The organism is Methylobacterium sp. J-026 (assembly GCF_022829585.1).
In the GTDB taxonomy this organism is placed as follows: Bacteria; Pseudomonadota; Alphaproteobacteria; order Rhizobiales; family Beijerinckiaceae; genus Methylobacterium.
The window spans coordinates 12,213-35,943 of sequence record NZ_JAKSYC010000320.1; the positions used below are offsets into that span (position 1 = coordinate 12,213).

A 23,731-nucleotide genomic window follows, 5' to 3' on the forward strand; every position below is an offset into this window, starting at 1 on the left:
CGCAGCCTCAGCCCACCGGCCCCGGATGGACGTGGCCGGCCGGCAGGGCCGTGGCCCGCAGCGACGCCCCCGGAGCGCCCAGCCGCGGGCCGGCGCCCTCCAGCCGGTCGACGGTCCGGCGGGCGAGCAGGAGTCCGAGCACCCCGAAGACCAGCGAGCCGAGCCCCATGCCGGCCACCACGCCCCGGGGGCCGTAGAGCGCCGCGCCGAGCAACCCGGGCGGGACGGTGCCCAGCGTCGCCCGCCCCCAGTTCAGCAGCGTCGAGCGCAGGGGGAAGCCGAGGTTGTTGAACGCGGCGTTGCCCAGGAACAGGAGCCCGTTGAAGAACCAGATCGCGCCCCCGGCGAGGCAGAAGAAGCCGAACAGTTCGGCCGCGACCCCGTGCAGGCCGAACAGGGCGGCGAGCGGTCCGCGGGCGAGCGCCAGGGTCAGCCAGACCAGGGCCACGTAGGCGAGCGTCACGCCGACCGCGGCGCGGAGCACGCCGCGCATCCGGTCGAACCGGCCTGCCCCCCAGTTCTGCGCCAGGATCGGCCCGATCGCCCCCGACAGGGCGAACAGGCCGCAGAAGGCCACCGGAGTCAGGCGGTCGATCACCGAGGCCGCGGCGATGGCGTCGGTCCCGTAGCCGGCAAAGAGGCGCGCCAGGAAGGCGCTCGCCGCCGACGGCGCGAGGTTGGTGAGGATCGCCGGTCCGGCGACCCCCGACAGGGCGGCGGCGTCGGCCCGCAGGTCGTTGGGGCGGGGCAGGCCGAGGAGCCCGTGCCGGGCGATCCCACGCAGGCCCACCGCCACGAAGGTCGCCCGCGCCACGCAGACCGTGATCGCCGCGCCCTCCACGCCGAGGCCCGCCGCGAAGATCAGCAGCGGATCGAGGATCGCCGTCACCAGGGCGCCGCCCAGCGTGACCAGCATCGCCTGACGCGCCGCCCCGACCGCGCGCAGCAGCCCCGTGGACAGCATCCCGGCGGCCAGCAGCAGGTTCGACGGCAGGGTGATGTCGAGGAACAGTTCAGCCACGCGCAGGGCTTCCCCGCGGGCGCCGATCAGGGTCAGCAGCGGCGTGGCGAGGAGCGCGATCAGGATTGCGATGACGGCGGCGCCGAGGCAGCCCAGCGTCAGCGCCGAGGTCGCGTAGCGGCGCGCCGCCGCCGGGTCGTGCGCGCCCACCGCCTTCCCGACCAGGGCCCCGGCGGCGATCATCAGGCCGATATTCACCGCGGTGGCGAAGAACTGCACGATCCCGGCGAAGCCGACCGCCGCGGTCAGGTTCGGGTCGCCGAGCCGCGAGACGTAGAGCAACGACAGCAGGTCGACGGCGAAGATCGCCACCAGCCCCACCGAGCCGGTGGCCGCCATCACCACGACGTGCCGGAGGATCGATCCGGTGACGAAGCGGCCCGTCTCCGCCGGGGGCGGCCCGTCAGACATCGGTGCCGTCACGCATCCCGGCCGCTGCCTTCCGCCTCGAGTTCCGCCTCCGGATCGCCCTCCGTCTCCGCGGCATCGGCGTCCTGCGGGGCGAGCGCCGGCTTCTCCAGCAGGCGCTCGGCCGCCTCGCGCCGGTCGCTGCCCACGAGGTCGCGGGTCTCGATGCTGAGCGCCCGGGCCGGCCGGACCGGGACGGTCAGCGGCTCGGGCTTCAGTCCCGCCGCGGCCCCGCGCATCCAGCCGGCGCCGTCCGGCAGGGCGCCGGCCTGCTGCAGGACGAGGCGGGCGATGTCGCGCTTGCGCACGTCCTCGGCCCGGGCGGAGGCCGCCTCCGGCGACAGGCCGAGGCCCTCGAGCGCAGCACGCCCGAAGGCGAGGGCGGATTCGGCGGTCTCGCGGACCTGGTAGTCCACATCCCGGTTCATCAGCTCGACCGCGTGCAGGCGGTCGTAGGCGCGCACGAAGGTGCGCACGCTGGAAAATTCCTCGTGCACGATGTCGACGATCTTGAGGGCGCCCTCCCGGTCGTCGACGCAGATGCAGACCAGCTCGACCCGGCCGATTCCGGCGGCGCGCAGCACGTCGAGGCGCGTGCCGTCGCCGTAATAGATGCGGAAGCCGAAGCGGGAGGCCGCGCGGAGCTGCTCCACGTCCTTGTCGATGACGGTGACCGGGATGCCCTCGGCCATCAGCACCTGCGTCAGCACCTGCCCGAACCGCCCGAAGCCGATCACCAGGACCCGGGCGTCGCCGCTCTCGGTGAGTTCCGTGGACGGCTCCTCCAGATCGACCGGCCCCTGGGCGCTGCGCCGCTCGATCAGCTTGTCGAGGCCCTTGGCGGCGATCGGCCCGATCAGCATGGTCAGCGCGGCGAGCGCCACCGCGAAGCGCGTCGCCGTGGCCCCGGTGAGGCCGAGATCCTCGGCCTGCGGCAGCAGCACGAAGGCGAACTCGCCGGCCGGCGCCAGCACGGCCGCGCCCCGGAGCGCCCCGAGCGTGTCCGAGCCGAACAGCCGGAACAGGCCGGCGACCAGGGCGACCTTGACCAGGATGGCGCCCAGCGTCGCACCGAACAGGACCGGCCAGACCTCGCGCACGAGAGTGCCGTCGATCGACATGCCGACGCTCATGAAGAACAGACCGAGCAGCATCCCGCGGAACGGCTCGATGTCGGCCTCGAGCTGGTGGCGGAAATTCGACTCGGCGAGGAGGATGCCGGCGAGGAACGCCCCCATGGCCATCGACAGGCCGACCTGCTCCATCAGCAGCGCGGTGCCGAGCACCACCAGCAGCGCCGCCGCGGTCATGACCTCGCGGGCGCCGCTGGCCGCGAGCAGCCGGAAGAACGGGTTCAGGCCGTAGCGGCCGACCAGCACCACCGCCAGGATCGCCGCGAGCGCCTTCCCGGTGGAGATGGCCGCCTCGCCCAGCCAGGATCCGTCGGTTCCCCCGCCCGCGGAGGCGAGGAGCGGCATCAGGGCCAGGATGCCCACCACCGAGAGATCCTGGAACAGCAGGACCGCGAAGGCCCGGCCGCCATAGGCGCTGCCGAGGTCGCCCCGCTCCTCCAGGAGCTGCAGAGCCACCGCGGTGGCCGAGAGCGCCAGCGCGAGGCCGATCACCGCGGCCGCGCCGGGCTTGAGGCCCGCCAGCACGCCGGCCCCGCCCAGCACCAGCGCGCAGACCACGAGCTGCGCCGTCCCGAGGCCGAAGATGTCGCGGCGCATCGAGACGAGCTGCGACAGGTGCAGCTCCAGCCCGACGATGAACAGCAGGAGCACCACGCCGATCTCGGCGACGCTGGCGGCGGTGTCGGGCTCGGCGATCAGCGACAGGCCGGAGGGCCCGATCAGCACGCCGGCCACGAGATAGCCGAGCACGGCGCTCTGGCCGATCAGCCGGAAGATCGGGACGCCGATCACCGCGGCCGACAGGAAGGTCAGGACGGGCGGCAGGAAGCTCGCATGTTCGACGGGGCTCGCCATGAAGATCCTCCCGGCGGTTCTTCCAAGGGGCGCGCACGTGCCGCCCCCGCTTAGCGCGGGCGGCGCCGGGATGCGAGCCGTGGGTGCGTGCCGTTCGGCACAAGCGGGCGACGGGTGGGGGATTACGCCAGCAGGCGCGGCCGGGCCCGGCGCGATCCGTCGATGAACTCGAAGCCCCCGGCCGCGCTCAGCATGTGCAGGCGGGAGCCCGGCCAGGCAGCGCCGGGCCCGAGGCGCGTCTCGACCCGCTGGGCATAGCCGCCCTCGTCGAGGCGCAGGATCCGGGCCAGGCCCAGCGCCGCCCCGTAGCCGCCGCGGCAATCCTGCACCGGCCGGATCAGGGCACCGTCCCGGGCCACCACCGGCCCGGCGGCGCGGGCCGAGCCGACATCGATCAGCACCGGGTTGCACCGGTGCGGCGTCCAGGGTCCGCGGAAATGCGGGGCGTGCCAGAGATGCAGGGTATCGGAATAGCTGCCGCCGCCGGCCCGGACGGTGGCGAACAGCCACCAGCGGCCGCCGTGGCGGAGCAGGGTCGCGTCGCTCGCCACGACGCCGTCCACCAGCACGGCCTCGTGGACCCAGCCCCGCGGGAAATCCGTGGCCCGGTACAGATCGATCGTCCCCGAGGCGTGGGATTCCGGGATCATCCAGACCTGCCCGTCCGCCTCGAACACGAACGGATAGGAGAGGTGGGTCTCGAGTTCGAGGACCGGCTCCGGACGGCCCCGCGGGCCGCCGGCCTCGAAGCGTACCGCCGAGATCACGCCCTTGCCGCGCCGATAGTCGAACTCCTCGACGAACAGCGTCACGGCCCCGTCCCGGGCGATGGCGAAGGGGTCGGCGTAGAAGCGGCGCCCGTCGTCGGGCAGATCGATCCAGCCCCCCTCCGGATGGCGGCGCAGGTCGATCAGGTCGGGGCCGACCACCCGGCGCCAGCCCACCCGCCACTGCGTGCTGTGGAAGCACAGGGCGTAGAGGCGGCGGGCGATCAGCCGGGCGAGCCCCCCGGCGGCGCGCCGGCCGGCGCCGAGGCCGTCGAGGTCGAAGGGCCTGCCCGGCTGCAGCGGCGCCTCGGCGCCGTCGGGGAGCGTCGGCGATCCGGCCCCGTCGAGGGCGGCGGCGATCAGGGTGATCGTCCGCGCGAGGTAATCCTCGAAGGCGGCGAGCATCACGGTGTGGGATTCCGCGCCGAGGCGGCCCACGGCCACCGGCGCGGCGTCCGGTCCGCGCAGGGCCGCCACCGGCGCCCGCCGGGCGAACAGGGCGGTGAGCAGGCCCGCTTCCCCTGGTACCCCGTCGAAATCCAGCCGCCAGACCGGCGCGGCATTCGGCGCGCGGGCCGGCGCCGCGGACGCCCCCGAGAGGTCGAGGACGATCTCCGGGCCATCGCCGTCGTCGCTGGGGCCGCTCTCGTAGGGCGCGAGGGCGACCGGCTCGGCCGCGGTGGCCAGGCCCGGGCGGGGCAACCCGTGGATCGCCGCCTCCAGCCGGAACAGCAACTCCGCGTTCGCGGGCAGGCCGCCGGCATCCGTGATCCAGGAGACCCGGACACGCCGGTCGGGCCGCTGCCCGATCTGGTCGAGGAGGCGGATATGCCAGCCGCGGAGGGAGCGGCGGTCGAGCCGCACGGTGACCGACCGCACGACGGTGTCCCGCCCGTCCGCATGAATGTCCGGTCGGGCCGGTGCCCGGCCGCCCGCCGGAGGCCGGTCCGCACCGCCGATCGCCCGCTCCATCAGTCGGACAGCCTCGCGCCGGGCCTATCGGATTCCGTCACGAGGCTCACGGCGAGGGTCCTGAAAGCGCCCTCGGACGACCGTCAATACGGTCGATGCGGGCTCGGAAGCTGTTGCTCGGCGGCACGATCAAGCAAGACCGGCCCGTTGTCCACCGGCATAAGCGGGCGATGCGGAGCGATTTCGGCAGGCGTCATCAAAAATTGATCCCATTCATCCGAGATCGTAGATCTCTGTCGTACCACCGTGCGACCGTGGCGCGCGGCCGGTACGGGGCACGCCGGGGAACCCCACGTTCTGCAGAGCCGTTTGCCCGTAAAGAGGGTGTGTGGAGACCGGACATGACGCGCAAAACGCTGACGATGCCGCTGGCGGCGATGCTCCTCGTCGCCATTCCTGGCGCGGCCTTCGCGTTCGGCGGCGGTGGTGGCGGTGACAGCGGCAGCGGGCTCTCGCCCTACGCGGCCCTCAGCGGCAACGACCGCTCGGCCGGGGTCAACAACGGCAATTACCGCGACCCGGCCCTCGACCCTTACATCCGGGCCTACGATCCGGAAGCCGCCGCGCGCTACGTCGCCCCGCCGGCAGCCCAGCCGCGCCTGCGGATGCGGCCGTATTACGGGTATCCCTATTGATCCCCTGAACCGCCGAACCCCGATCAGGGTCCAGTCACGGGCTGTCGTCAGGAGCGTTCGGATCCCGTCACGGTCCGGATGCGCTTGAGCGCCCAGGCGCCGCCGGAGGGCTTGCAGCCGGTGCCGCGGACGAAGCGGCTGCGCTGCGGACCGATCACGGATGCGAGGAAGTTGCGGCAGATAAGGTCCTCGGCGACGTAGGGCAGGCCGGTCGGATTGACGGTGCCGTGCAGGCCGGTCTCGGGATTGTCCCATTTCACCGGGCGCCCGTTGCCCTGCGGATCGAGGGCGACCGTCAAGGCCGCCCGGGCCCGCCGCCAATCCTCCTCGGCGAGGTCGCTCCCGAAGCTCAGCGGCCGTTTCTCGATGCTGCCCGTGACGAGGGGCTCCTCGGCGACGCGGGCCTGTGCCTCGCCCTCGCCGTGGAAGACGAGCAGCGGCTGGCTGCAGCCGCCCACGGCCAGCAGCATCGACAGGGCCGCTCCGGGCGCACAGAGGCGCCACCGCCCGCCTGGCTCTTTACACGCGCATCGCCGCATTACACCTGACTCACGACGGGCTTTCCGCTCGACCGAACACGCCGATGTCGGAGCCCCCTCAGGCCCTGGACGCGGCAGCAGGAGTCTTGGCGTGGATCAGTTAAGGACCGATGACCCGCACGGCGCGGACTTCACCCGGAGCGACGATCCCGTCGCGCTGTTCGCCGCGTGGATGAGGGAGGCTGAGGCCGCCGAGCCCGAGGATCCGAACGCCATGGCGCTTGCCACCGCCGGGTCGGACGGGCTGCCCGACGTGCGGGTGGTGCTCCTGAAGGCCTTCGATGCGCAGGGCTTCGTATTCTACACCAACACGCAATCCGCCAAGGGCCAGGAACTGGCGCAGAACCCACAGGCCGCCCTGGTGCTGCACTGGAAGAGTCTGCGGCGGCAGGTGCGCGCCCGGGGCGCGGTCGCGCCGGTGACGCCGGAGGAGGCCGACGCCTATTTCGCGAGCCGCCACCGGGAGAGCCGGCTGGGCGCCATCGCCAGCCAGCAATCCCGCCCGCTCGCCGACCGCGCCACCCTGATGGGCGCGGTGGCGGAACTCTCCGAGCGCTACGGCGACGGGCCGATCCCCCGGCCCGCGCACTGGACCGGCTTCCGCATCGCGCCGGTGAGCGTCGAGTTCTGGCAGAACGGCGATTTCCGCCTCCACGACCGGGTCCGCTTCACCCGGACCGGTGACGGCTGGAGCCCCGCGCGCCTCTATCCCTGAAACGAAGAGAGCCCCGGCTGGGCCGGGGCTCTCGGTGTGCAGACAGGGCGCGAGGCGGCTCAGGCCTCCTCGCCGTCCTTCTTCTCGCCCTCGGCGTCCTCGGCTTCGGCCTCGGCCTTCTCCTCGGCGGCCTCGGCCGACTGCGCCTCGGCGATGGCGGCCTCCTCGGCTTCCACCTCGGCGCCCAGCACGGTCGGCGGCACGATGTTGGCCACCGGGTCGGTCGGCTCGCCCGTGTGGGTGCCGGCCGGGATCTTGAGATCGGAGACGTGGATCACGTCGCCGATCTCGCGGCCGGTCAGGTCGACCTCGATCGCGTCCGGGATCTGGTCCGGGGCGACGTCGAGGGTCAGGGTGTGGGCGACGATGTTGAGGGTGCCGCCGAGCTTCTTGATGCCGGGGGCTTCGTCCTCGTTGATGAAGTGCACCGGCACCTCGACGGTGACGGTCTGGCCGGAGACGACGCGCAGGAAGTCGACGTGCAGCGGGACGCCGGAGACCGGGTCGAGCTGGAAGTCGCGCGGGATCGCCCGGACGGTCTTGCCGCCGGCCTTGATCTCGAACAGCGTGGTCTTGAAGCCGCCGGCATAGATCAGCGTGCGGGCGCGCACGAGGTCGATGGCGATGGATTGCGGCGGCTGGCCGCCTCCGTACACGACGGCGGGAACTTGACCCTGGCGACGAACGGCCCGGGCGGCCCCCTTGCCGACCCGGTCGCGTGCCACGGCCTCAAGCGTCTTGACTGCGCTCATGGCGTGATCCTTCAGATGATGACGAGATCCGGAAAACGAAAAAGCCGCCCGACGCGGACGGCTGTGACCTTCCCGGTGCGCCCCTGCCTCCAAGGGTGTCGGAGGGCGCGCCGTGCGCATACACGGATGGGGGTGGATTTGCAACGTTTGGGTGGGGCTGCACTACGCGGCTGCGAGGCCCCGCCGGAAGATGATGCGGATCGCCTCGTCCCGTGTCGGTTGCTCCGGCCTGGACAAGCGCCACGCATCGATCGCGCTCAGCACATCCCCGGGAATTGCGGTCGCGCCGGTCGGCGGGGTCGCATCTCTCGCCGGGGCAGCCGCGGTCACGCCGAGCTTTTGAAGGGAAAAGAACGATTCGCTCTCCGGCGTCAGGATCAGGGTGGCGGCGACGCTCTCCCTGGCAGCCAATCGATCGACCACGTCGTGCGCCTCGCGCAAATCCAGGCCGAAGGTCACCAGCGCCCGCACAAGGCTGACCGGATGCTCGATCGCGCCTGGCGCCCACAGAACGAGATCAATGGGGATACCGGAAGGGCGGCGGTCGCCGGCCTCGTTTCGGTCCTGCCCCCGTCGTTCGAGCGCCTCCTTCAATGACGATCGCATCGACTTAGGCTCCTGATCAGCCCGTCAAAGTATGATAAAGTCATACGCGTGTTCAGCAAGGGCCATAGGAAGCTTGATTGATGCGCGCAAGCAAGCCCGTGACGGTAACCCTCGGCGAATTGCAGGAGGGGGTCGACGCCCGCGTGAGATCGGGCCGTTATGCCAGCGTCAGTGAGGTGCTGCGGGCCGGTCTGCGAGCGCTCGACCGCGAGGAGGCGGCGTTGGATATCGTCCTTCGACAGAAGCTGCAGGAGGCGCTGGACGATCCTCGGCCGGCTATTCCCGCCGATGAGGTGTTCGCCGAGCTGCGCGCCCACCACGCCGGGCGGATGAAAGCTGCCAAGCGTGGCGCGTAGCGTCCATTTTCATCCGCTGGCGCGTACGGATCTCTTGGACATCTACGCCTACATCGAGAGCAGGTCTGGCCCAGAGCGCGCTGGAGATTTTATCGACCGGGTCGAACGGCTCTGCAGGAACTTGGCCGTATCCAAGCCCAAGACCTCTACGGCCGCGGCCCCGCCAGCGCCCGCCGGGCCCGGCGCCGTTGCAGCCATACGGTCAGGCCGAGCGCCGTGCCGATCACCAGGGCGGAGAACGCCGTCGTAATGGTGCCGAGCGCGTAGATCTCCGGCGTGGTCACCGTGGTGGTCAGGCCCTGCAGCTCCAGGGGCAGGGTGTTGCGGCCGCCGATCGCCTGGCTGGTGCGGGCGAGTTCGTCGAAGGACAGGGTGAAGCCGAACAGGGCGACGCCGACCAGGGCGGGAGCCAGGATCGGCACCACCACGTGCCGGAGCGTCTGCGCCCCGGTGGCGCCGAGGTCGCGGGCGGCCTCCTCGTAGGCCGGGCTGAACCGGTTGAACACCGCGAACATGATCAGCAGCCCGAACGGCAGCGTCCAGGTGAGATGCGCCCCCAGCGCCGACGTGAAGAGGCCCATGACGGTGCCGTGGTCCTGCAGGACACCCCAGCCGGTGGCCTCCGCCAGCGCCTTGACGGCGTCGTCGAGGAGCCGGAATTCCAGCCCGATCCCGAGCGAGACCACGATCGAGGGCACGATCAGGCTCGACACCGCCAGGGCGAAGACCAAGCCGGCGCCGGCAAACCCCTTGCGGAAGGCGAGGCCGGCATAGAACGCGAGGGCGACGGTGAGCGCCATCACCACCAGCCCGAGCAGCAGCGAGCGCCGGAGCGCCGCCCAGATGTCGACGACGCCGACTCCCGCCCACAGCTTGGCGAACCAGTGCGTCGAGACCCCGTTCATCGGGAAGGTCAGGCCGCCGGACGGGCCCTGGAAGCTGAGCGCCAGGATCGTCAGCGTCGGCCCGTACAGGAACAGGACGTAGAGGGAGAAAATCCCGGCGAGCCCGTAGAAGGCGAAGCCGCGGGGGCGGTCCATCCTACAGCTCCCTGCGCAGGTCGATCATCCGGGTGAGCCCCAGGATCATCAGCAGCACGGCGGCGAGCAGCACCACCGCGTTGGCGGCGGCGGCCGGGAATTGCAGGTAGGCCATCTGCACCTGGATCACCTTGCCGACGCTGGCGATCTGCTGGCCGCCCATCACGCCGACCGTGACGAAGTCGCCCATCACCAGGGTGACCACGAAGATCGACCCGATGGCGAGGCCGGGCTTGGCCAGCGGCAGCACCACGTTCCAGAGGGTCTGGAACCCCGAGGCGCCGCAATCGCGCGCCGCCTCGATCAGCGACCGGTCGATCCGGGCGAGGCTGTTGAAGATCGGCACGATCATGAACACCGTGTCGAGGTGCACGAAGGCCAGCACCACCGAGAAGTCGGAATAGAGCAGGCCCTCGATCGGCGCCTTGATCAATCCGAGGCTGCGGAGCGTGTCGTTGACCAGGCCGTTGCGGCCGAGCAGTGGGATCCACGAGATCATGCGGATCACGTTCGAGGTCCAGAACGGGATCGTGCAGAGCAGGAACAGGCCCATCCGCACCGTGTCCGAGCGGACATGGAAGGCCAGGAAATAGGCGATGGAAAAGCCGAGCGGCAGGGTGATCGCCAGGGTGAGGGCGACGAATTTCAGGGTCGAGAGATAGGTGCGCAGTGTCGTGCAGAGGTCGGCCGACAGGCAGCCGTCGAACAGGTCGGCGTAGTTCTGCAGAGTCAGCGCCGGGGTGATCGCGTACTCGTTGTACTCCCAGAACGACACGATGCCGGTGAGCAGCAGCGGGACCACCAGGAAGACCAGGAACACCAGGGCCAACGGCGCGGCTTGGAGATAGGCGAGGCTCGGCCGACGGTGCCGGGGGGCGGCCGCGACCGGCGCGGCAACGGTTTCGCTCGTGTGGGGGAGGGCGAGGTCGTTCACCGGATCGCCCTCAACGGCGCAACGGCATCCCTCCCCCCTCTGCGGGGGAGGGTGGCCCGCGAAGCGGGTCGGGAGAGGGGAGCGCCGCTTCCGGAAAGAGTGCGACAGGAGTGGAATCCTGAACCGTCGCGCTGCCCCTCTCCCGACCCCTGCCGACGCAGGGGCCACCTTCCCCCGCAGAGGGGGGAGGGAGCCGGGTCTCGAGCTTGCCCGAGATCCGGTGCGGGACCGTGTGCGCGTATCTCGCTCACGCGGCGATGAACTCGTTCCACTTGCGCACCATGTAAGTGTTCTCGTCCATCACGGCGTTCCAGCAGGCGACCGCGCCCATGCGCTGGTCGAAGGAGCCGCCGTCGCGGGTGGCGCCGGCCTTCTCGATCAGGGTGCCGTCGGGGCCCAGGATGTCCTTCTCGGCGGGCTTGCCCTCCATCCAGAACGCCCACTCGTAGGGCTGCATGTTCGCCTGCGCGGTCTCCAGCACGGCGGAATAGTAGCCCTGGCGGTTGAGGTAGGCCCCGGCCCAGCCGGACAGGAACCAGTTGATGAAGTCGTAGGCCGCGTCGAGCTTCTTCCCGCTCAGGGTCTTGGGGATGCCGAAGCCCTGGGCCCAGGCGCGGTAGCCTTCCTTAAGCGGCTGGTAGATGCAGGCCACGCCCTGCGCCCGCACCTTGGTGACGGCGGGGGACCACATCGACTGGATCACCGTCTCGCCGGAGGCCATCAGGTTCACGGATTCGTTGAAGTCCTGCCAGAAGGCCCGGAACTGGCCGGCGCGCTTGGCCTCGATCAGCACCTTGATGGTGCGGTCGATCTCGGGCTTGGTCATGTTGCCCTTGTCGCCGTAGGTGTAGTCGCCGGTGGCCTCCACCACCATGGCGGCGTCCATGATGCCGATCGACGGGATGTTCAGGATCGACGCCTTGCCCTTGAATTCGGGGTTGAGGAGATCCTTCCAGCTCTCCACCGGCCGCTTGATCAGGTCGGGCCGGATGCCCAGCGTGTCGGCGTTGTAGGTGGTCGGGATCAGGGTCAGCCACTCGGTCGGCGCGGACGCGAAGGTCTTGCCGGTCTGGCCTTCGAGGTAGAACACCTTCTTGGGCGCCGTACCCTGGTCGCCGATCGTCTTGCCGGCGACCTTGCCCTTGGTGAACACCGAGGAGATCTTGTCGGCGAGCTTGATCCGCTTGGCGTCCATGCCCTGAAGGTTGCCCGACGGGATGATCTTCTTGAGGCTGAAATACTCTGTGTCGACGAGATCGAAGGCGTTAGGCTGGGTGACGACACGCTTGGTCACCTCGTCGGTCACCACCGGTATGTAGTCGAGGGTGATCCCCAGATCCTCCTTCACCTTCCGGGCGATGTCGGCCGATTGGCTCACTGCGGTACCAAGGTAGCGCAGCGTCACCGGCTCGGCCGCGTGCACCGCTGGGAAGCCGGTGACGGGCGTGGTCGCCAGAACCGCGGCGCCCTTGAGCAGTGTGCGCCGGCTCGGCTTCGGGAACAGGTCCATGGTCGTCTCCGTCTCCTTACGCGTCGAGGCGGTGGGTGGCCGCGACGTCCCAGCCGACCGGAACCGTGTCGCCCGGCCTGAGCGGGCGGGCGGCGAAGGCGGCGTCGCTGAGGATCGCGGTTAGCGCGGCCGGGCTCTCGGGCGCGCGCTCCAGCCCGTCGGCGTCGAGGCCGACATGGACGCTGGTGCCCTGGTACTCGACCGCCACCACCCGCGCCGGCCGCGCCTCCGGGCCGGCCTCTGCACCCAGCCGCATCCGGTCGGCCCGCACGGCGATCATCCCGTCGGGCAGGCGGATGACGTTGTGGCCGCCGATGAACCGGGCCACGAAGGCGGTGGCCGGCCGCTCGAACACCGTGCGCGGTTCGGCGGCCTGCTCGATCCGGCCGGCATTCATCACCACCACGAGGTCCGCGAGCGCCATCGCCTCCTCCTGGCTGTGGGTGACGTGGATGAAGGTCAGCCCCAGCTCGGTCTGGATCCGCTTCAGCTCGACCCGCATCCGCACCCGCAGGAACGGGTCCAGCGCCGAGAGTGGTTCGTCGAGCAGCAGCACCTTCGGACCGGTGACCAGCGCCCGGGCCAGAGCCACGCGCTGCTGCTGGCCGCCGGAGAGCTGGGCCGGCAGGCGCCCGGCGAGGTGGCTCATCTGGACGAGGTCGAGCATCGCCATCGCCTTGGCCCGGCGCTCGGCCTTGCCGATTCCACGCATCTTGAGGCTGAAGGCGACGTTGTCGCGCGCATCGAGATGCGGGAACAGGGCGTAGCTCTGGAACATCATGGCGGTGCCGCGCGCGGCCGGTGCGGCGTCGCCCACCGCCTTCGGGCCGATCACCACGTCGCCCGCGCTGGCGCGCTCGTGGCCGCCGATCATCCGCAGGGTCGTGGTCTTGCCGCAGCCGGAAGGCCCGAGCAGGCAGCAATAGGACCCCGACGGCACCTTCAGGTCGATGCCATCGACCGCGATGGCCGCGCCGTAGCGCTTGGTCAGGCCGATCAGCTCGACATTCATGCGAAGCTCCCCCGCTTCCCGACCGCCTTCACACGTCTCCATTGGACCATACGAGCGGCCGGATCCGCGCGTCTCCCCCCTCTGCGGGGGAGGGTGGCCGCCAAAGGGGGTCGGGAGAGGGGAGCGACGATGCCGGCAAAGACGCGCTGCTCACCACGGCTCTGCTCTTTCCTGATGCCGGGTTCCCCTCACCCGACCCCTGCTGACGCAGGGGCCACCCTCCCCCGCAGAGGGGGGAGGGAGGGTGCGTGGGAGATCCGGACTGCCAATCTTTGAAGCCCGTTTCCGCGGAGCAAGGGCCGGGCCAGGGAGCGTCATCCGCCCCGCCGTTCGGCCGGATCGACCGCCCGGTCGAGCACCCGCCCGCGCCCGGGCTCGGACAGCACCCTGCTGTCCTCGGCGATCACCTGCCCGCCCGCGATGGTCATCACCGGCCAGCCGGTGACGTCAAACCCCTCCCACGGCGTGTAGTCGGAGCCGTGGTGGAGGATCTCCTGGCGGATCGTCTCGCGCTTGTTGGGATCCCAGAGGGTCAGGTCCGCGTCGAAGCCCGGGGCGATCGAGCCCTTGCGCGGGTACAGCCCATACATCTTGGCGTGGTTCGTGGCGGTCAGCGCCGCGAACTGGTTGAGGCTGATCCGCCCCTTCGAGACGCCCTCGGAGAAGAACACCGGCAGCCGGGTCTCGATGCCCGGGATGCCGTTCGGGATCCAGCGGAACGAGGTCTTTCCACGCGGGTTCAGCTTGCCCTGCGGGTCGTCGTAGCGGAACGGCGAGTGGTCCGAGGAGACCACGTCGAAGATCCCGCGCCGGATCCCCGACCACACCGCCTCCTGGCTCTCCGCATCGCGGGGCGGCGGCGAGCAGACGTACTTCGCCCCCGCCATCGGATCGTCGAGGCCGAGCCCCTTCATGTGCTCGGCGGTGAGGGTGAGATATTGCGGGCAGGTCTCGGCCCGGATCTTCAGGCCGCGCGCCTGCGCCCAGGCGATCTGCTCGGTGGCCTCGCGACCCGAGACGTGGACGATCACGATCGGCAGATCGATCAGCTCGGCATGGCTGATGGCCCGGTGGGCCGCCTCGCGCTCGACCACCTCGGGGCGCGATAGGGCGTGGCCGTAGGGCCTGGTCTCGCCGGCCCGCTCCAGCCGGTCGCTGAGATAGCGGATCGCGTCGTAGCCCTCGGCATGGACCATCACCCGGGCGCCCTCGCGCCGGGCGACGTGGAACACGTCGAGCAGCTGGCGGTCGTTCAGCACCAAATCGTCGTAGGTCATGAACACCTTGAACGAGGTGTAGCCGTCGGCCACCAGCGCCGGCAGCTCCTGGCCGAGCACCGCCTCGCTCGGATCCGAGATGATCATGTGGATCGCCACGTCCACATGGCACTGCCCCTCGGCCTTGGCGCGATAGGCGTCGACCGCGCCGCGCAGCGACCCGCCCCGGGGCTGGACCGCGAAGGGCATCACGCAGGTGTTGCCGCCGGCCGCCGCCGCCTGCGTGGCGCTGGCGAAGTCGTCGGCCATGACGATGCCGGGGCCCGGATCCTGGGCGATGTGGACATGGCTGTCGATGCCGCCGGGCAGGACCAGCAAGCCGGAGGCGTCGATCACCCGGGCGGCGTCGGCGATGCCCTCGGCGACCGCCACGATCCGCCCGCCGCGCACGCCGACATCCGCCCGCACCGTGTCGCTCGCCGTGACGACCGTGCCGCCGCGGATGGCGAGATCGAATTCGGGCATGCCGCTCACTCCTCCGCGCCACCCGGCGCCTGTCGGGACAGGCCGATGCATCGTCCGCGCCGATTCGGACGATGCGAGGAGGGCACAGCCGTCCGGTGGGGTCCAGAGCGGTCACGGGTTCCCGAAGGGCATGCCCTTCGGCGGGGTTCCGGGGGTGGAACCTCTGAAGGCACCCAGGGCTCCGCCCTGGGCCCGCGACCGGTTACGAGGAGTCCTGGACATCGATGATCAGCAGCGCACCATCAGACATTTCGTGTCTCCCGGGTGGTACGAGACCGGCAGGATCGCGCCCTGGCCCGAGCCGCGACAGAAACCGCGCAGCCAGCCGGCGGACAGATCCGGCCCTTCAGCGGAGAGCGCCGCATGAGCACTCCAAAAAAGATCTTCGTCCTGACCGGGGCCGGCGTCTCGGCCGAGAGCGGGCTCGGCACGTTCCGGGACCGCGGCGGGATCTGGGCTCGCTTCGATCCCATGAAGCTCGCCACCCCGGAGGCTTATGCGGCCGATCCCGACACGGTGCTCGACTTCTACGATCACCGCCGCCGCGGCGTGATCGCGGCCGCGCCCAACGCGGCGCACGTCGCCCTGGCGCGGGCCGAGGCGCGTCTCACCGAGCGGGGCGGGACCCTGTTCCTGTGCACGCAGAACGTCGACGACCTGCACGAGCGGGCGGGCTCCCAGAGGGTCATTCACATGCACGGCGAGCTGCTCAAGGCCCGCTGCTGCGGCTGCGGCGCGGTCACGCCCTGGCGGGTGGACCTGAGCCGGGCGGAGGCCTGTCCGGCCTGCGGCACCGCCGGCCGGATGCGGCCCGACGTGGTCTGGTTCGGCGAGATGCCGATGCACCTCGACGCGATCGAGGCGGCGCTGGCGGCCGCCGACCTGTTCGTGGCGGTCGGCACCTCGGGGGCGGTCTACCCGGCGGCCGGCTACGTGCGGCAGGCGCGGTCGCTCGGCATCCCGACCTGCGAGATCAACCTCGATCCCTCCGACAACGCCGACGCGTTCGACGCGGCCCGCTACGGGCCGGCGAGCGAGGCTCTGCCGCGCTATCTCGCCGATCTCGGATTGTGAGGCGTCCGGCGCGGCCGGAAGGGCTTGCGACGCTTGGCCTTTTCGATTCGTCGCGGGATTCCCCGGCGAGGACCAAAATCTCAAATGACGCGAATCACGTCGCCGCGACCTGTCAAGAACTGTTCGGCCCGTTGCCCACCGGTTACAACGGCCAAGCTCGGGATCGGCATCGCGGCCCTCCCGGGCGTTCGTTGAAGCCACAGGGGAAGCGACGACCCATGCAGCACTTCACCGTAACCGACCGCGAGCGCGACACCGTCCTGGCGGCGCTGCGCTATTATCAATTCTACCGGATGCAGGGACATCCCTTCGACCCGCGCCAGGACCACCTGATCGACACGATCGCCGGCCGGACCGGCGAGGCCCTGAACCTCACGGAGATCGACGATCTCTGCGCCGGCCTGAGCGGCCACCGCCACGCCCTGGCGGCCAAGGCGGCCTGAGGCTGCGCCGCTCCGGGGCGCGCGCCGGGGCTCTCTCCCGCGAAAGGCCAGTTTCGCCGGGCCGGGCAACAGGTCCGCGCAGCCCCGCGAGGTCCGGGGGCATTCCTGCTGGCGGCAGCGGGCTACGGCGACGCCTCGCGGGTTCGGCACCGAAACGTCGTGATCGAGATCAGCGCCCTCGGGCGGTGAGCACTGCGGATCGAACGCCAATGCGGGACTCCAGAGGGTGAGCCCTTTGGCGGGGTGCCAGGGCGGAGCCCTGGCGCATCCGGGCAGGCCTCAGCGCAGGGACTCGGCCTCGCACCCGCAAGACAGTCGCCGGATCGCGTTCCAGGCATCCGGGCAAGGGGCGCTTCTCCCTTCCAGATCGCGATCTCACCCACCCTACGGGGCAAACACCCTGACAGGGCTGGGTCACGGACCTTTTTGGAACCGTGACCTCGGCCCCTGCCGGGCTTCGGCACCTCAGGGCGTCTTCTTCAACTGCTGCTCGGCGCGGGACAGGGCCGCTTCGCAGCCCGTGGCGTCGCCTTTCGAATCCGCCGTGCGCGCTTCGTCCAGGGCGACCTTCGCCTGCTGGGCGGCGTCCGCTCCCTGTCCGGCCTGGGCGGATTTCTCAGGCGGGGCCTGCGGCGACTCGTTCGCCCGCTCCCCCTCCGTGCCGGTCATCCCCTCGCTGCCGCGCTTGGCGGCGTTGCCCTGGCCGCTGGTCGAGGCGGAGATCGACTGGGTCAGCTCGGACTGGACCCGCTTGGAGACGCCATCGATCCGGTCGCCGCAGGGCGAGGCGAGGGCGGGGGACGCCGTCAGGATCAGGCAGGCCGTGAGGGCGGCGGAACGCATCATCGTATCGGGTTCTTTCCAAAAAAAGGGGGCCGCGGATCCCCCGCGGCCCCCAACGTCTCACCAGCCTTGCGGGTTCAGGCGCTGAGCTGATCGCGGATCGGCAATTGCCGCACCCGCCGGCCCGTGGCCGCGAAGATCGCGTTGGCGATGGCCGGCGCCACCGGCGGCACGCCGGGCTCGCCGACGCCGCCGAGGGGGCCGTCAAAGGCTCCGGAGGACACGAGGTGCACACGGATCACCTTCGGGGCGGCGTCGATCCGGATGATCTCGTAGCCGTCGAAGTTGTTCTGCACCGCGCGGCCCTGCTTGAAGGTGATCTCGGAGGTGAGGGCGAGCCCCATCCCCATGACCACCGCACCCTCCATCTGCGAGCGGATGCGCTCCGGGTTGACCTGCGGCCCGCAATCCACCGCGATGTCGATCGCCTTCACCTTCACCTGGCCCTTGTCGTCGACCTCCACCTCGGCCGCCACCGCCGTGTAGGTGACGAAGCTGTAGTGGCCGGCGATGCCGAGGCCGGTTCCCTTGGGCATGTCCCGTCCCCAGCCGGCGCCCTTCGCGGCCGCCTCGATCACGCCGCGCAGGCGGCCGGTGTCGATCGGGTAGCGCTTCGGGTCCTCGCCGTAGTTCCAGACGTCGCCGATCTCGGTCGGGTCGATCTTCCGGTCGGGGCCGAGGAGGTCCAGCAGGTATTCCTTCGGCTCGCGGCCGGCGGCGTGCGCCAGTTCCGACACGAAGGACTGGATCGCGAAGGCGTGGGGGATGTTCGACACCGACCGGAACCAGCCGACGCGGACATGGGCGGCGGCCTCGGGGTTCTCGAGCCGCATGTTCGGGATGTTCAGCGGCGTGTTGACCAGCCCCATGCCGAGCTCGAACGGCAGCTCGTGCTTCGGATCGGGTGCGAAGATCGAGCCGATCGTCGGCGCCACCGAGCGGTGCAGCCACGCCACTGGCATGCCCTTCTCGTCGAGGCCGGCCTCCAGGTGCTCCACCGAGATTGTATGGTAGAACCCGTGGTGGATGTCGTCCTCGCGGGTCCAGGCGAGCTTCACCGGCGCGCCGCCGACGGCCTGCGAGCAGATCGCCGCCTCGACCACGTAGTCGGGCTTTGACTTGCGGCCGAAGCCGCCGCCGAGCAGCGTGACGTTCACCTTGACCTTGTCGTCGGGGAGCTTGAGCGCCTTCATCAGGCGGTCGTTGGCCGCCTGCGGACCCTGGACGCAGGCCCAGGCCTCGCAGAACCCGTCCTTGACCCGCGCTACCGCGGCCGGGGGCTCCATCGGTGCCTGGGCGAGGTGGGGCACGAAGTACTCGGCCTGGACCTTGGTCTTGGCCTTGGCCATGGCGCCGTCGACGTCGCCCTGGTTGCGCACGACCTTGCCGGGCTTGCGGGCGGCGGCCTCCAGTTCCTTGCGGAACACGTCGGTGTCGTAGCCGGCGTTCGGGCCGTCGTCCCAGGTGATCTTCAGGGCGTCGCGCGCCTTCAGAGCCGCCCAGGTGTTCTTGGCCACGACGGCGACGCCGCCGAGCGGCATGAACTCCGAGGGGATCTCGCCGCCGTCGATCGTGAAGATCTTGACGACGCCGGGGACCTTCTTGGCCGCGCTGTCATCGACCGACTTCACCTTGCCGCCGTAGACGGCCGGGCGGGCGACGACCGCGTAGAGCATTCCGTCGAGCTTGGTGTCGAGGCCGTAGACGGCCCGCCCCGTGGTGATGTCGAAATTGTCGATCAGCCCGACCTTGCCGGTTCCGATGTAGCGGAAGTCCTTCGGATCCTTCAGCGTGACGTCGGTGGGCACCGGCAGCTCGGCGGCTGCCTGCGCCACCGCGCCGTAGCCGAGGGTACGGCCCGACTTGGCGTGGGTCAGGGTGTGGTTGACGGCGCTCACCTCGGAGGCCGGCACGCCCCATTGCTTGGCGGCGGCCTGGATCAGCATCAGCCGCGCGGCGGCGCCCGCGTGGCGGAAGTGCTGGAAGAAGTGGCGGGTCGAGCGCGAGCCGTCGGTGTCCTGGTTGCCGAACCGGGTCTCGTCGCCCCAGGCCTGGACGACCTTCACCTTCGACCAGTCGGCCTCCAGCTCGTCGGCGACCGTGAAGGCCACCGAGGTGCGGATGCCCTGGCCCATGTCAGAGCGGTGGTTGGTCACCGTCACGGTGCCGTCCGGCGCGATCGACACGAAGACCTTGGGATCGTCGCGCCAGCCGTGCGGCATGCCGTCGGCGCCGAATTTCTGCTCCTTCTGCTCCTGGGTCTGGGTCTCGTCGGCCCGGGCGGGGCGGAGCGACAGGGCGAGAACCAGGGCGCCGGCACCGCCGAGAAGGCCGCGGCGGCTGACGTTGGCGAGGGCCGGCTTGGCCGTGGCGAGATCCGCCATCATCTGTGCGTCGTGGATCACAGGCGCTCTCCCTTGCTGGCGGGGGCCGTCTGGCCGGCGGCCTGATGGATCGCCGCGCGGATGCGCGGGTAGGTGCCGCAGCGGCAGATGTTGCCGCTCATCGTGTCGTCGATGTCCTGGTCGGAGGGCTTGGGCGTGTCCTTCAGGAGGGCGGCAGCCTGCATGATCTGGCCGCACTGGCAGAAGCCGCACTGGGCGACGTTCAGGTCGCGCCACGCCGCCTGCACCGGGTGGTTACCGTCCGGCGACAGCCCCTCGATGGTGACGACCTCCTGGCCCTCGGCCGCCGAGAGCGGGGTGATGCAGGCGCGGGTCGCGGCGCCGCCGAGATGGATCGTGCAGGCCCCGCAGAGCGAGACGCCGCAGCCGAACTTGGTGCCGGTGAGCCCGAGCTCGTCCCGCAGGTACCACAGCAGCGGCATGTCGGGATCGCCGTCGAAGCTGCGCTGAGCCCCGTTCACGGTGAGTTTGATCATCGATGCATCCTGTCTGGCGGCGCCGGAGCGGCGTTCAGTCGGGTCCGAGCCGGAAGCGCCGACCACTCCTCTGATCCACGCAGCCGCCCATGGGGGGCTAACCCGGTGAACGGGTCTTCGGGTTCGGAATAGAGATGATTCTAATCCAGCGCGGGACGATTGTGCAACGCAAGGTCGCGGCGTCGGGCCGCCGGAGTCCTGCGCCGGAGGCATGCCGCGTGCGCCGCCGCACGCGGCATGCCTCTCGGGCTCAATCCGATCATCGAGCCTGGGCGGGGAGAGAAGCGCTGCAAGCAGGGGGCGCCGGCTGGAAACACCCACCCCGTAAATCGCCCCCGGAGGATCAATCCATCGGCGGACCGTTTATGGAACGGTCTCCAGATCCGTCTTGCGAAACGCGTCGGCCGTGGCGAGGATCGGCACGCGGAAGAACCGCGCCGCCGCGTCGTGGAGGCAGTCGCCGAGGTTGAGACCGTGACGGCCTGCCCGGTATCGATGCGCCGCCGACAGGGCGAGGGCTGGCGTCGCGTCGGCGGGTGGAAGATCGCAAACTTCGATGCCGCGGGCTTCGAGGAATTCGAGGACGATCGGCCCGACAGCTTCCACCGTCATGTCGAACTTGTCGGGCCGCGCCAGGGCCAGCACCGTTTCGAGGACCGCCACCGGCGAGGTTCTGCACCGGCTGGCGGAGGCGAGCGCAGTGGCGATCCGGTCGGCCTCCGGCTCGTCCGCCAGCAGGGCGACGATCGCCGAGGCGTCCACGAACATCAGGGGCGCTCCCACATTGCGTCGTAAACTTCCCGCGGAAGGGGCGTCCGGGCGGCCTTGTCGAGCGTGATGCCATGCTTCTCGCGCAATCGCGCCGCGGTCGCCTGTGGCGTCTCGCTCTGGTGCCTGCGCGCGATCGCCTCGCGCATGGCGATGACGATCGCCTCCGTGATGCCCACACCCGCCATGGCGGCGAAGCGGCGCGTCAGCGCATCGGCTTCGGAATTGTTGACGTTGATCGGCATGCCGGTTCGCCCTCGACAGGCGATGTAGATAATCCCCCATGCGAATCTACACCAGCGGCAGCTCCTATACCGTCACCTGCGTGCCCACCTCGACCACCCGCCCCGTGGGGATCTGGAAGAAGTCCGTCGCGTCGTTGGCATTCTTGGCCAGCGTAATGAAAATCCGGTCCTGCCAGAGCGGCATGCCTGAATGCGCCGCCGGCCGGATCGAGCGGCGGGACAGGAAGAACGAGGTCGCCATGATGTCGAACTTGAAGCCCTGGCGGCGCAGCAGCACCAGGGTCTTCGGGATATTCGGCGTCTCCATGTAGCCGAACTTCATCACCACCTTGTAGAAATGCGGGCCCACCGGCTCAATCCGGACCTTGTCGGCCTCGTTGGAGCGGGGCGTGTCCACCGTCTCGACGGTGAGGATCACGTTCTTCTCGTGCAGCACCTTGTTGTGCTTGAGGTTGTGCAAGAGCGCCGCCGGGGCGATCTCGGGGTCGCTCGTCAGGAACACCGCGGTGCCGCGCACGTGGTGGGGCGGGCTCTTCTCCAGCATGCCGACCAGCTCCACGAGGGGCACGTCGGTCTTGCGGGTCTTGTTGAACAGGATCGTGACCCCGCGCACCCAGGTCCACATCACCACCACGAGCCCGCCCGCGAGCAGCAGGGGCACGTAGCCGCCCTCCACCACCTTGATCAGGTTGGAGAGCAGGAACAGGAACTCGACCACGATGAACGGCAGCATCGCCGCCGCCGCCGCCACCGGCGACCAGTTCCACATCCGCCACATCACCAGGAAGGTCAGCGCGGCGGTGAGCAGCATCGTGCCGGTCACCGCAATGCCGTAGGCCGAGGCCAGCGACGACGAGGTCTTGAACAGCACCGCCAGCAGGACGACGCCGACCATCAGCAGCCCGTTGATCTGCGGCAGGTAGATCTGGCCGGCATGCGACTCGGAGGTGTGGCGGATCTCCAGCCGCGGCAGCAGCCCGAGCTGGATCGCCTGCCGGGACAGGGAGAAGGCGCCGGTGATCACCGCCTGGCTCGCCACCACGGTGGCGATCGTGGCGAGGATCACCATCGGCAGCAGGCCCCAGGCCGGCACGAGCTGGAAGAACGGATCGGCGGTGTCGGGCTTCTCCAGCACCAGGGCGGCCTGGCCCAGATAGTTGAGGGCGAGCGACGGGAAGACCAGGCCGATCCAGGCCAGCTGGATCGGCTTGCGCCCGAAATGGCCGAGATCGGCGAACAGCGCCTCGGCCCCGGTCACCGCCAGGAAGACCGCGCCCAGCGCCACCAGCGCCCCGGTGCCGTGGCCGAGCAGGTAGACCACGGCGTGCCAGGGATTGAGCGCCCGGAACACCTCCGGATGCAGGGCGATATGCGGCAGCGCCGCCAGCGCCATGGCGAGGAACCACACGATGGTCACCGGGCCGAAGAAGGCCGCGACCTTGCCGGTGCCGCGGTTCTGCACGAGGAACAACGCCACGATGATCACCACGGTGATCGGCAGCACGTAATCGTCGAGGGCGGGGGTGACGAGCTTCAGGCCCTCCACGGCCGAGAGCACCGAGATCGCCGGGGTGATCACCGCGTCGCCGTAGAACAGCGAGGCCCCGAGCAGCCCGAGCATGAACACGATGCGCGAGCCGCCCAGCGCCTTGCGGGCGAGCGCCATCAGCGAGAGGATGCCGCCCTCGCCGTTGTTATCCATGCGCAGCAGGATCGCGACGTACTTGACGGTCACGATCAGGAACAGCGCCCACAGGATCAGCGAGACGGTGCCGATCACCTCCTCGGGCAGCAGGATGCCGTCGGTGCGGGCGGGGACCAGGGCCTCGCGGAACGCGTAGAGCGGGCTGGTGCCGATATCGCCGTAAACGACGCCGACGGAGCCGACGAGCAGCGTCCAGAAGCCCGCATGGCCTTGCCGGGTCTCGGCTTTTTCGGGGGCGTCGAGGGTGCCGGAGGTGGCCGGGCCCTGCGTCGAGGTCTGGCTGTCGGCCCCCTCGGCCGCGGGCCGCGCGCCGTCGGACGCGTCGGGCGCGGGCTGGGGTGCTACGCCGGGTGCGAAGGTTTGGCTCATGCGGATGTCGGAAGCTCGGGCGTGGCCGGCGCTTCGCGGTTCGGCTCAGGGGCCAGTCGGGGCCGGGCAGAAAACGCGAAGACTCCGCCGAACCGCGCGGGCCGGCCACCGGGCCGACCGCTCACGGGATCGTGGCGCCTTGCTATCACGGCCTCGGGCGGCCGGGAACCGGGTGCGACGCGAAGATCGCCGTGTCGCAACTGCGCATCGAAGGCCGGGGTCTCAGAGGAATCGCGCGCGCTCCCTCCCCCCTCTGCGGGGGAGGGTGGGCCGGCCGTCAGGCCGGGTCGGGAGAGGGGAGCGCGCACTCAGGACGGCGGTGAGCAGGTTTGAATGCCATAGCCTTGTCTGCGCCGCGGCTCCCCTCTCCCGGCTGCTTTCGGGGGCAATCCTCCCCCGCAAAGGG

Annotated in this window: 23 protein-coding genes; 6 read left to right on the top strand and 17 right to left on the bottom strand. The window is 70.4% G+C overall.

Annotated features, from left to right (window positions below; translation table 11 throughout):
* Window positions 1-7: 7 nt before the first annotated feature.
* The 3 genes from MKK69_RS27485 to MKK69_RS27495 form a co-directional block, all read right to left on the bottom strand.
* Window positions 8-1,432, bottom strand: coding sequence for an MATE family efflux transporter (locus tag MKK69_RS27485; RefSeq protein WP_243973305.1), 1,425 nt, complete (start codon window positions 1,430-1,432; stop codon window positions 8-10).
* A gap of 8 nt (window positions 1,433-1,440) precedes the next feature.
* A complete protein-coding gene (locus MKK69_RS27490) occupies window positions 1,441-3,417 on the bottom strand; it encodes a monovalent cation:proton antiporter-2 (CPA2) family protein (RefSeq protein ID WP_243973306.1) in 1,977 nt (658 codons plus the stop codon).
* Between the two features lie 122 nt (window positions 3,418-3,539).
* A complete protein-coding gene (locus tag MKK69_RS27495) occupies window positions 3,540-5,156 on the bottom strand; it encodes a formyl transferase (RefSeq protein WP_243973308.1) in 1,617 nt (538 codons plus the stop codon).
* A gap of 341 nt (window positions 5,157-5,497) precedes the next feature.
* On the opposite strand from MKK69_RS27495, the gene MKK69_RS27500 reads away from it, so the two are divergent.
* Complete coding sequence (locus tag MKK69_RS27500; protein WP_243973310.1) at window positions 5,498-5,791, top strand: hypothetical protein; 294 nt, start codon at window positions 5,498-5,500, stop codon at window positions 5,789-5,791.
* 47 nt (window positions 5,792-5,838) lie between these two features.
* On the opposite strand, the gene MKK69_RS27505 is transcribed toward MKK69_RS27500, so the two are convergent.
* Window positions 5,839-6,261, bottom strand: a complete 423-nt coding sequence (locus MKK69_RS27505) for an RT0821/Lpp0805 family surface protein (RefSeq protein WP_243973312.1) — start codon at window positions 6,259-6,261, stop codon at window positions 5,839-5,841.
* Between the two features lie 160 nt (window positions 6,262-6,421).
* Between MKK69_RS27505 and pdxH the strand changes: the two genes are divergently transcribed.
* A complete protein-coding gene (pdxH, locus tag MKK69_RS27510; protein WP_313900891.1) occupies window positions 6,422-7,045 on the top strand; it encodes a pyridoxamine 5'-phosphate oxidase in 624 nt (207 codons plus the stop codon).
* 59 nt (window positions 7,046-7,104) lie between these two features.
* On the opposite strand, the gene MKK69_RS27515 is transcribed toward pdxH, so the two are convergent.
* Window positions 7,105-7,797 (bottom strand): 50S ribosomal protein L25/general stress protein Ctc, encoded by a 693-nt coding sequence (locus MKK69_RS27515; RefSeq protein WP_243973314.1) that lies wholly within the window; start codon window positions 7,795-7,797, stop codon window positions 7,105-7,107.
* Window positions 7,798-7,959: 162 nt separating this feature from the next.
* Window positions 7,960-8,391 (bottom strand): hypothetical protein, encoded by a 432-nt coding sequence (locus MKK69_RS27520; RefSeq protein ID WP_243973316.1) that lies wholly within the window; start codon window positions 8,389-8,391, stop codon window positions 7,960-7,962.
* A gap of 92 nt (window positions 8,392-8,483) precedes the next feature.
* On the opposite strand from MKK69_RS27520, the gene MKK69_RS27525 reads away from it, so the two are divergent.
* Window positions 8,484-8,759 carry a type II toxin-antitoxin system ParD family antitoxin gene (locus tag MKK69_RS27525; protein ID WP_243973318.1) on the top strand — a complete coding sequence of 92 codons (276 nt, stop codon included), beginning with the start codon at window positions 8,484-8,486 and terminating at the stop codon, window positions 8,757-8,759.
* Entirely contained in the window at window positions 8,749-9,009 is a 261-nt protein-coding gene (locus MKK69_RS31455; RefSeq protein ID WP_409564901.1) for a type II toxin-antitoxin system RelE/ParE family toxin, read from the top strand. Before MKK69_RS27525 ends, MKK69_RS31455 begins: the two co-directional genes overlap by 11 nt.
* On the opposite strand, the gene MKK69_RS27530 is transcribed toward MKK69_RS31455, so the two are convergent.
* From MKK69_RS27530 to hydA, 5 genes are all read right to left on the bottom strand, one after another.
* The gene (locus tag MKK69_RS27530; protein WP_243973321.1) at window positions 8,906-9,799 is read right to left on the bottom strand and encodes an ABC transporter permease; all 894 of its coding nucleotides are present in this window, start codon (window positions 9,797-9,799) and stop codon (window positions 8,906-8,908) included. The genes MKK69_RS31455 and MKK69_RS27530 overlap by 104 nt on opposite strands.
* A 1-nt stretch (window position 9,800) precedes the next feature.
* Window positions 9,801-10,733, bottom strand: coding sequence for an ABC transporter permease (locus MKK69_RS27535; RefSeq protein ID WP_243973323.1), 933 nt, complete (start codon window positions 10,731-10,733; stop codon window positions 9,801-9,803).
* Between the two features lie 247 nt (window positions 10,734-10,980).
* Entirely contained in the window at window positions 10,981-12,243 is a 1,263-nt protein-coding gene (locus MKK69_RS27540; protein ID WP_243973325.1) for a PotD/PotF family extracellular solute-binding protein, read from the bottom strand.
* Window positions 12,244-12,259: 16 nt separating this feature from the next.
* Entirely contained in the window at window positions 12,260-13,255 is a 996-nt protein-coding gene (locus MKK69_RS27545) for an ABC transporter ATP-binding protein (RefSeq protein WP_243973327.1), read from the bottom strand.
* A 314-nt stretch (window positions 13,256-13,569) separates the two neighbouring features.
* On the bottom strand, window positions 13,570-14,997 hold the full coding sequence (hydA, locus tag MKK69_RS27550; protein WP_243973329.1) for a dihydropyrimidinase: 1,428 nt from the start codon (window positions 14,995-14,997) through the stop codon (window positions 13,570-13,572).
* 363 nt (window positions 14,998-15,360) lie between these two features.
* Here hydA and MKK69_RS27555 point away from each other — a divergent pair, with 363 nt between their 5' ends.
* Both MKK69_RS27555 and MKK69_RS27560 read left to right on the top strand, forming a co-directional pair.
* Complete coding sequence (locus MKK69_RS27555; protein WP_243973331.1) at window positions 15,361-16,071, top strand: Sir2 family NAD-dependent protein deacetylase; 711 nt, start codon at window positions 15,361-15,363, stop codon at window positions 16,069-16,071.
* 218 nt (window positions 16,072-16,289) lie between these two features.
* On the top strand, window positions 16,290-16,514 hold the full coding sequence (locus MKK69_RS27560) for a hypothetical protein (RefSeq protein WP_243973333.1): 225 nt from the start codon (window positions 16,290-16,292) through the stop codon (window positions 16,512-16,514).
* 465 nt (window positions 16,515-16,979) lie between these two features.
* Here the strand turns inward: MKK69_RS27560 and MKK69_RS27570 are convergent, their stop codons facing one another.
* From MKK69_RS27570 to MKK69_RS27595, 6 genes are all read right to left on the bottom strand, one after another.
* Complete coding sequence (locus MKK69_RS27570) at window positions 16,980-17,360, bottom strand: hypothetical protein (RefSeq protein WP_243973335.1); 381 nt, start codon at window positions 17,358-17,360, stop codon at window positions 16,980-16,982.
* 74 nt (window positions 17,361-17,434) lie between these two features.
* The gene (locus tag MKK69_RS27575; protein ID WP_243973337.1) at window positions 17,435-19,762 is read right to left on the bottom strand and encodes a xanthine dehydrogenase family protein molybdopterin-binding subunit; all 2,328 of its coding nucleotides are present in this window, start codon (window positions 19,760-19,762) and stop codon (window positions 17,435-17,437) included.
* A complete protein-coding gene (locus tag MKK69_RS27580; RefSeq protein WP_243973339.1) occupies window positions 19,759-20,238 on the bottom strand; it encodes a (2Fe-2S)-binding protein in 480 nt (159 codons plus the stop codon). Before MKK69_RS27580 ends, MKK69_RS27575 begins: the two co-directional genes overlap by 4 nt.
* Before the next feature lie 363 nt (window positions 20,239-20,601).
* Entirely contained in the window at window positions 20,602-21,006 is a 405-nt protein-coding gene (locus tag MKK69_RS27585) for a type II toxin-antitoxin system VapC family toxin (protein ID WP_243973341.1), read from the bottom strand.
* The gene (locus MKK69_RS27590; protein WP_243973343.1) at window positions 21,006-21,251 is read right to left on the bottom strand and encodes a type II toxin-antitoxin system VapB family antitoxin; all 246 of its coding nucleotides are present in this window, start codon (window positions 21,249-21,251) and stop codon (window positions 21,006-21,008) included. Before MKK69_RS27590 ends, MKK69_RS27585 begins: the two co-directional genes overlap by 1 nt.
* A gap of 64 nt (window positions 21,252-21,315) precedes the next feature.
* Window positions 21,316-23,325, bottom strand: a complete 2,010-nt coding sequence (locus tag MKK69_RS27595) for a potassium transporter Kup (protein ID WP_243973345.1) — start codon at window positions 23,323-23,325, stop codon at window positions 21,316-21,318.
* Window positions 23,326-23,731: the final 406 nt, after the last annotated feature.

Bases quoted from the DNA above. Each gene is read 5' to 3' on its own strand.
- MKK69_RS27485 (WP_243973305.1), bottom strand. From the start codon at position 1,432: ATGTCTGACGGGCCGCCCCCGGCGGAGACGGGCCGCTTCGTCACCGGA.
- MKK69_RS27490 (WP_243973306.1), bottom strand. From the start codon at position 3,417: ATGGCGAGCCCCGTCGAACATGCGAGCTTCCTGCCGCCCGTCCTGACC.
- MKK69_RS27495 (WP_243973308.1), bottom strand. From the start codon at position 5,156: ATGGAGCGGGCGATCGGCGGTGCGGACCGGCCTCCGGCGGGCGGCCGG.
- MKK69_RS27500 (WP_243973310.1), top strand. From the start codon at position 5,498: ATGACGCGCAAAACGCTGACGATGCCGCTGGCGGCGATGCTCCTCGTC.
- MKK69_RS27505 (WP_243973312.1), bottom strand. From the start codon at position 6,261: ATGCTGCTGGCCGTGGGCGGCTGCAGCCAGCCGCTGCTCGTCTTCCAC.
- MKK69_RS27515 (WP_243973314.1), bottom strand. From the start codon at position 7,797: ATGAGCGCAGTCAAGACGCTTGAGGCCGTGGCACGCGACCGGGTCGGC.
- MKK69_RS27525 (WP_243973318.1), top strand. From the start codon at position 8,484: ATGCGCGCAAGCAAGCCCGTGACGGTAACCCTCGGCGAATTGCAGGAG.
- MKK69_RS27530 (WP_243973321.1), bottom strand. From the start codon at position 9,799: ATGGACCGCCCCCGCGGCTTCGCCTTCTACGGGCTCGCCGGGATTTTC.
- MKK69_RS27540 (WP_243973325.1), bottom strand. From the start codon at position 12,243: ATGGACCTGTTCCCGAAGCCGAGCCGGCGCACACTGCTCAAGGGCGCC.
- MKK69_RS27545 (WP_243973327.1), bottom strand. From the start codon at position 13,255: ATGAATGTCGAGCTGATCGGCCTGACCAAGCGCTACGGCGCGGCCATC.
- hydA (WP_243973329.1), bottom strand. From the start codon at position 14,997: ATGCCCGAATTCGATCTCGCCATCCGCGGCGGCACGGTCGTCACGGCG.
- MKK69_RS27555 (WP_243973331.1), top strand. From the start codon at position 15,361: ATGAGCACTCCAAAAAAGATCTTCGTCCTGACCGGGGCCGGCGTCTCG.
- MKK69_RS27560 (WP_243973333.1), top strand. From the start codon at position 16,290: ATGCAGCACTTCACCGTAACCGACCGCGAGCGCGACACCGTCCTGGCG.
- MKK69_RS27570 (WP_243973335.1), bottom strand. From the start codon at position 17,360: ATGATGCGTTCCGCCGCCCTCACGGCCTGCCTGATCCTGACGGCGTCC.
- MKK69_RS27580 (WP_243973339.1), bottom strand. From the start codon at position 20,238: ATGATCAAACTCACCGTGAACGGGGCTCAGCGCAGCTTCGACGGCGAT.
- MKK69_RS27585 (WP_243973341.1), bottom strand. From the start codon at position 21,006: ATGTTCGTGGACGCCTCGGCGATCGTCGCCCTGCTGGCGGACGAGCCG.
- MKK69_RS27590 (WP_243973343.1), bottom strand. From the start codon at position 21,251: ATGCCGATCAACGTCAACAATTCCGAAGCCGATGCGCTGACGCGCCGC.
- MKK69_RS27595 (WP_243973345.1), bottom strand. From the start codon at position 23,325: ATGAGCCAAACCTTCGCACCCGGCGTAGCACCCCAGCCCGCGCCCGAC.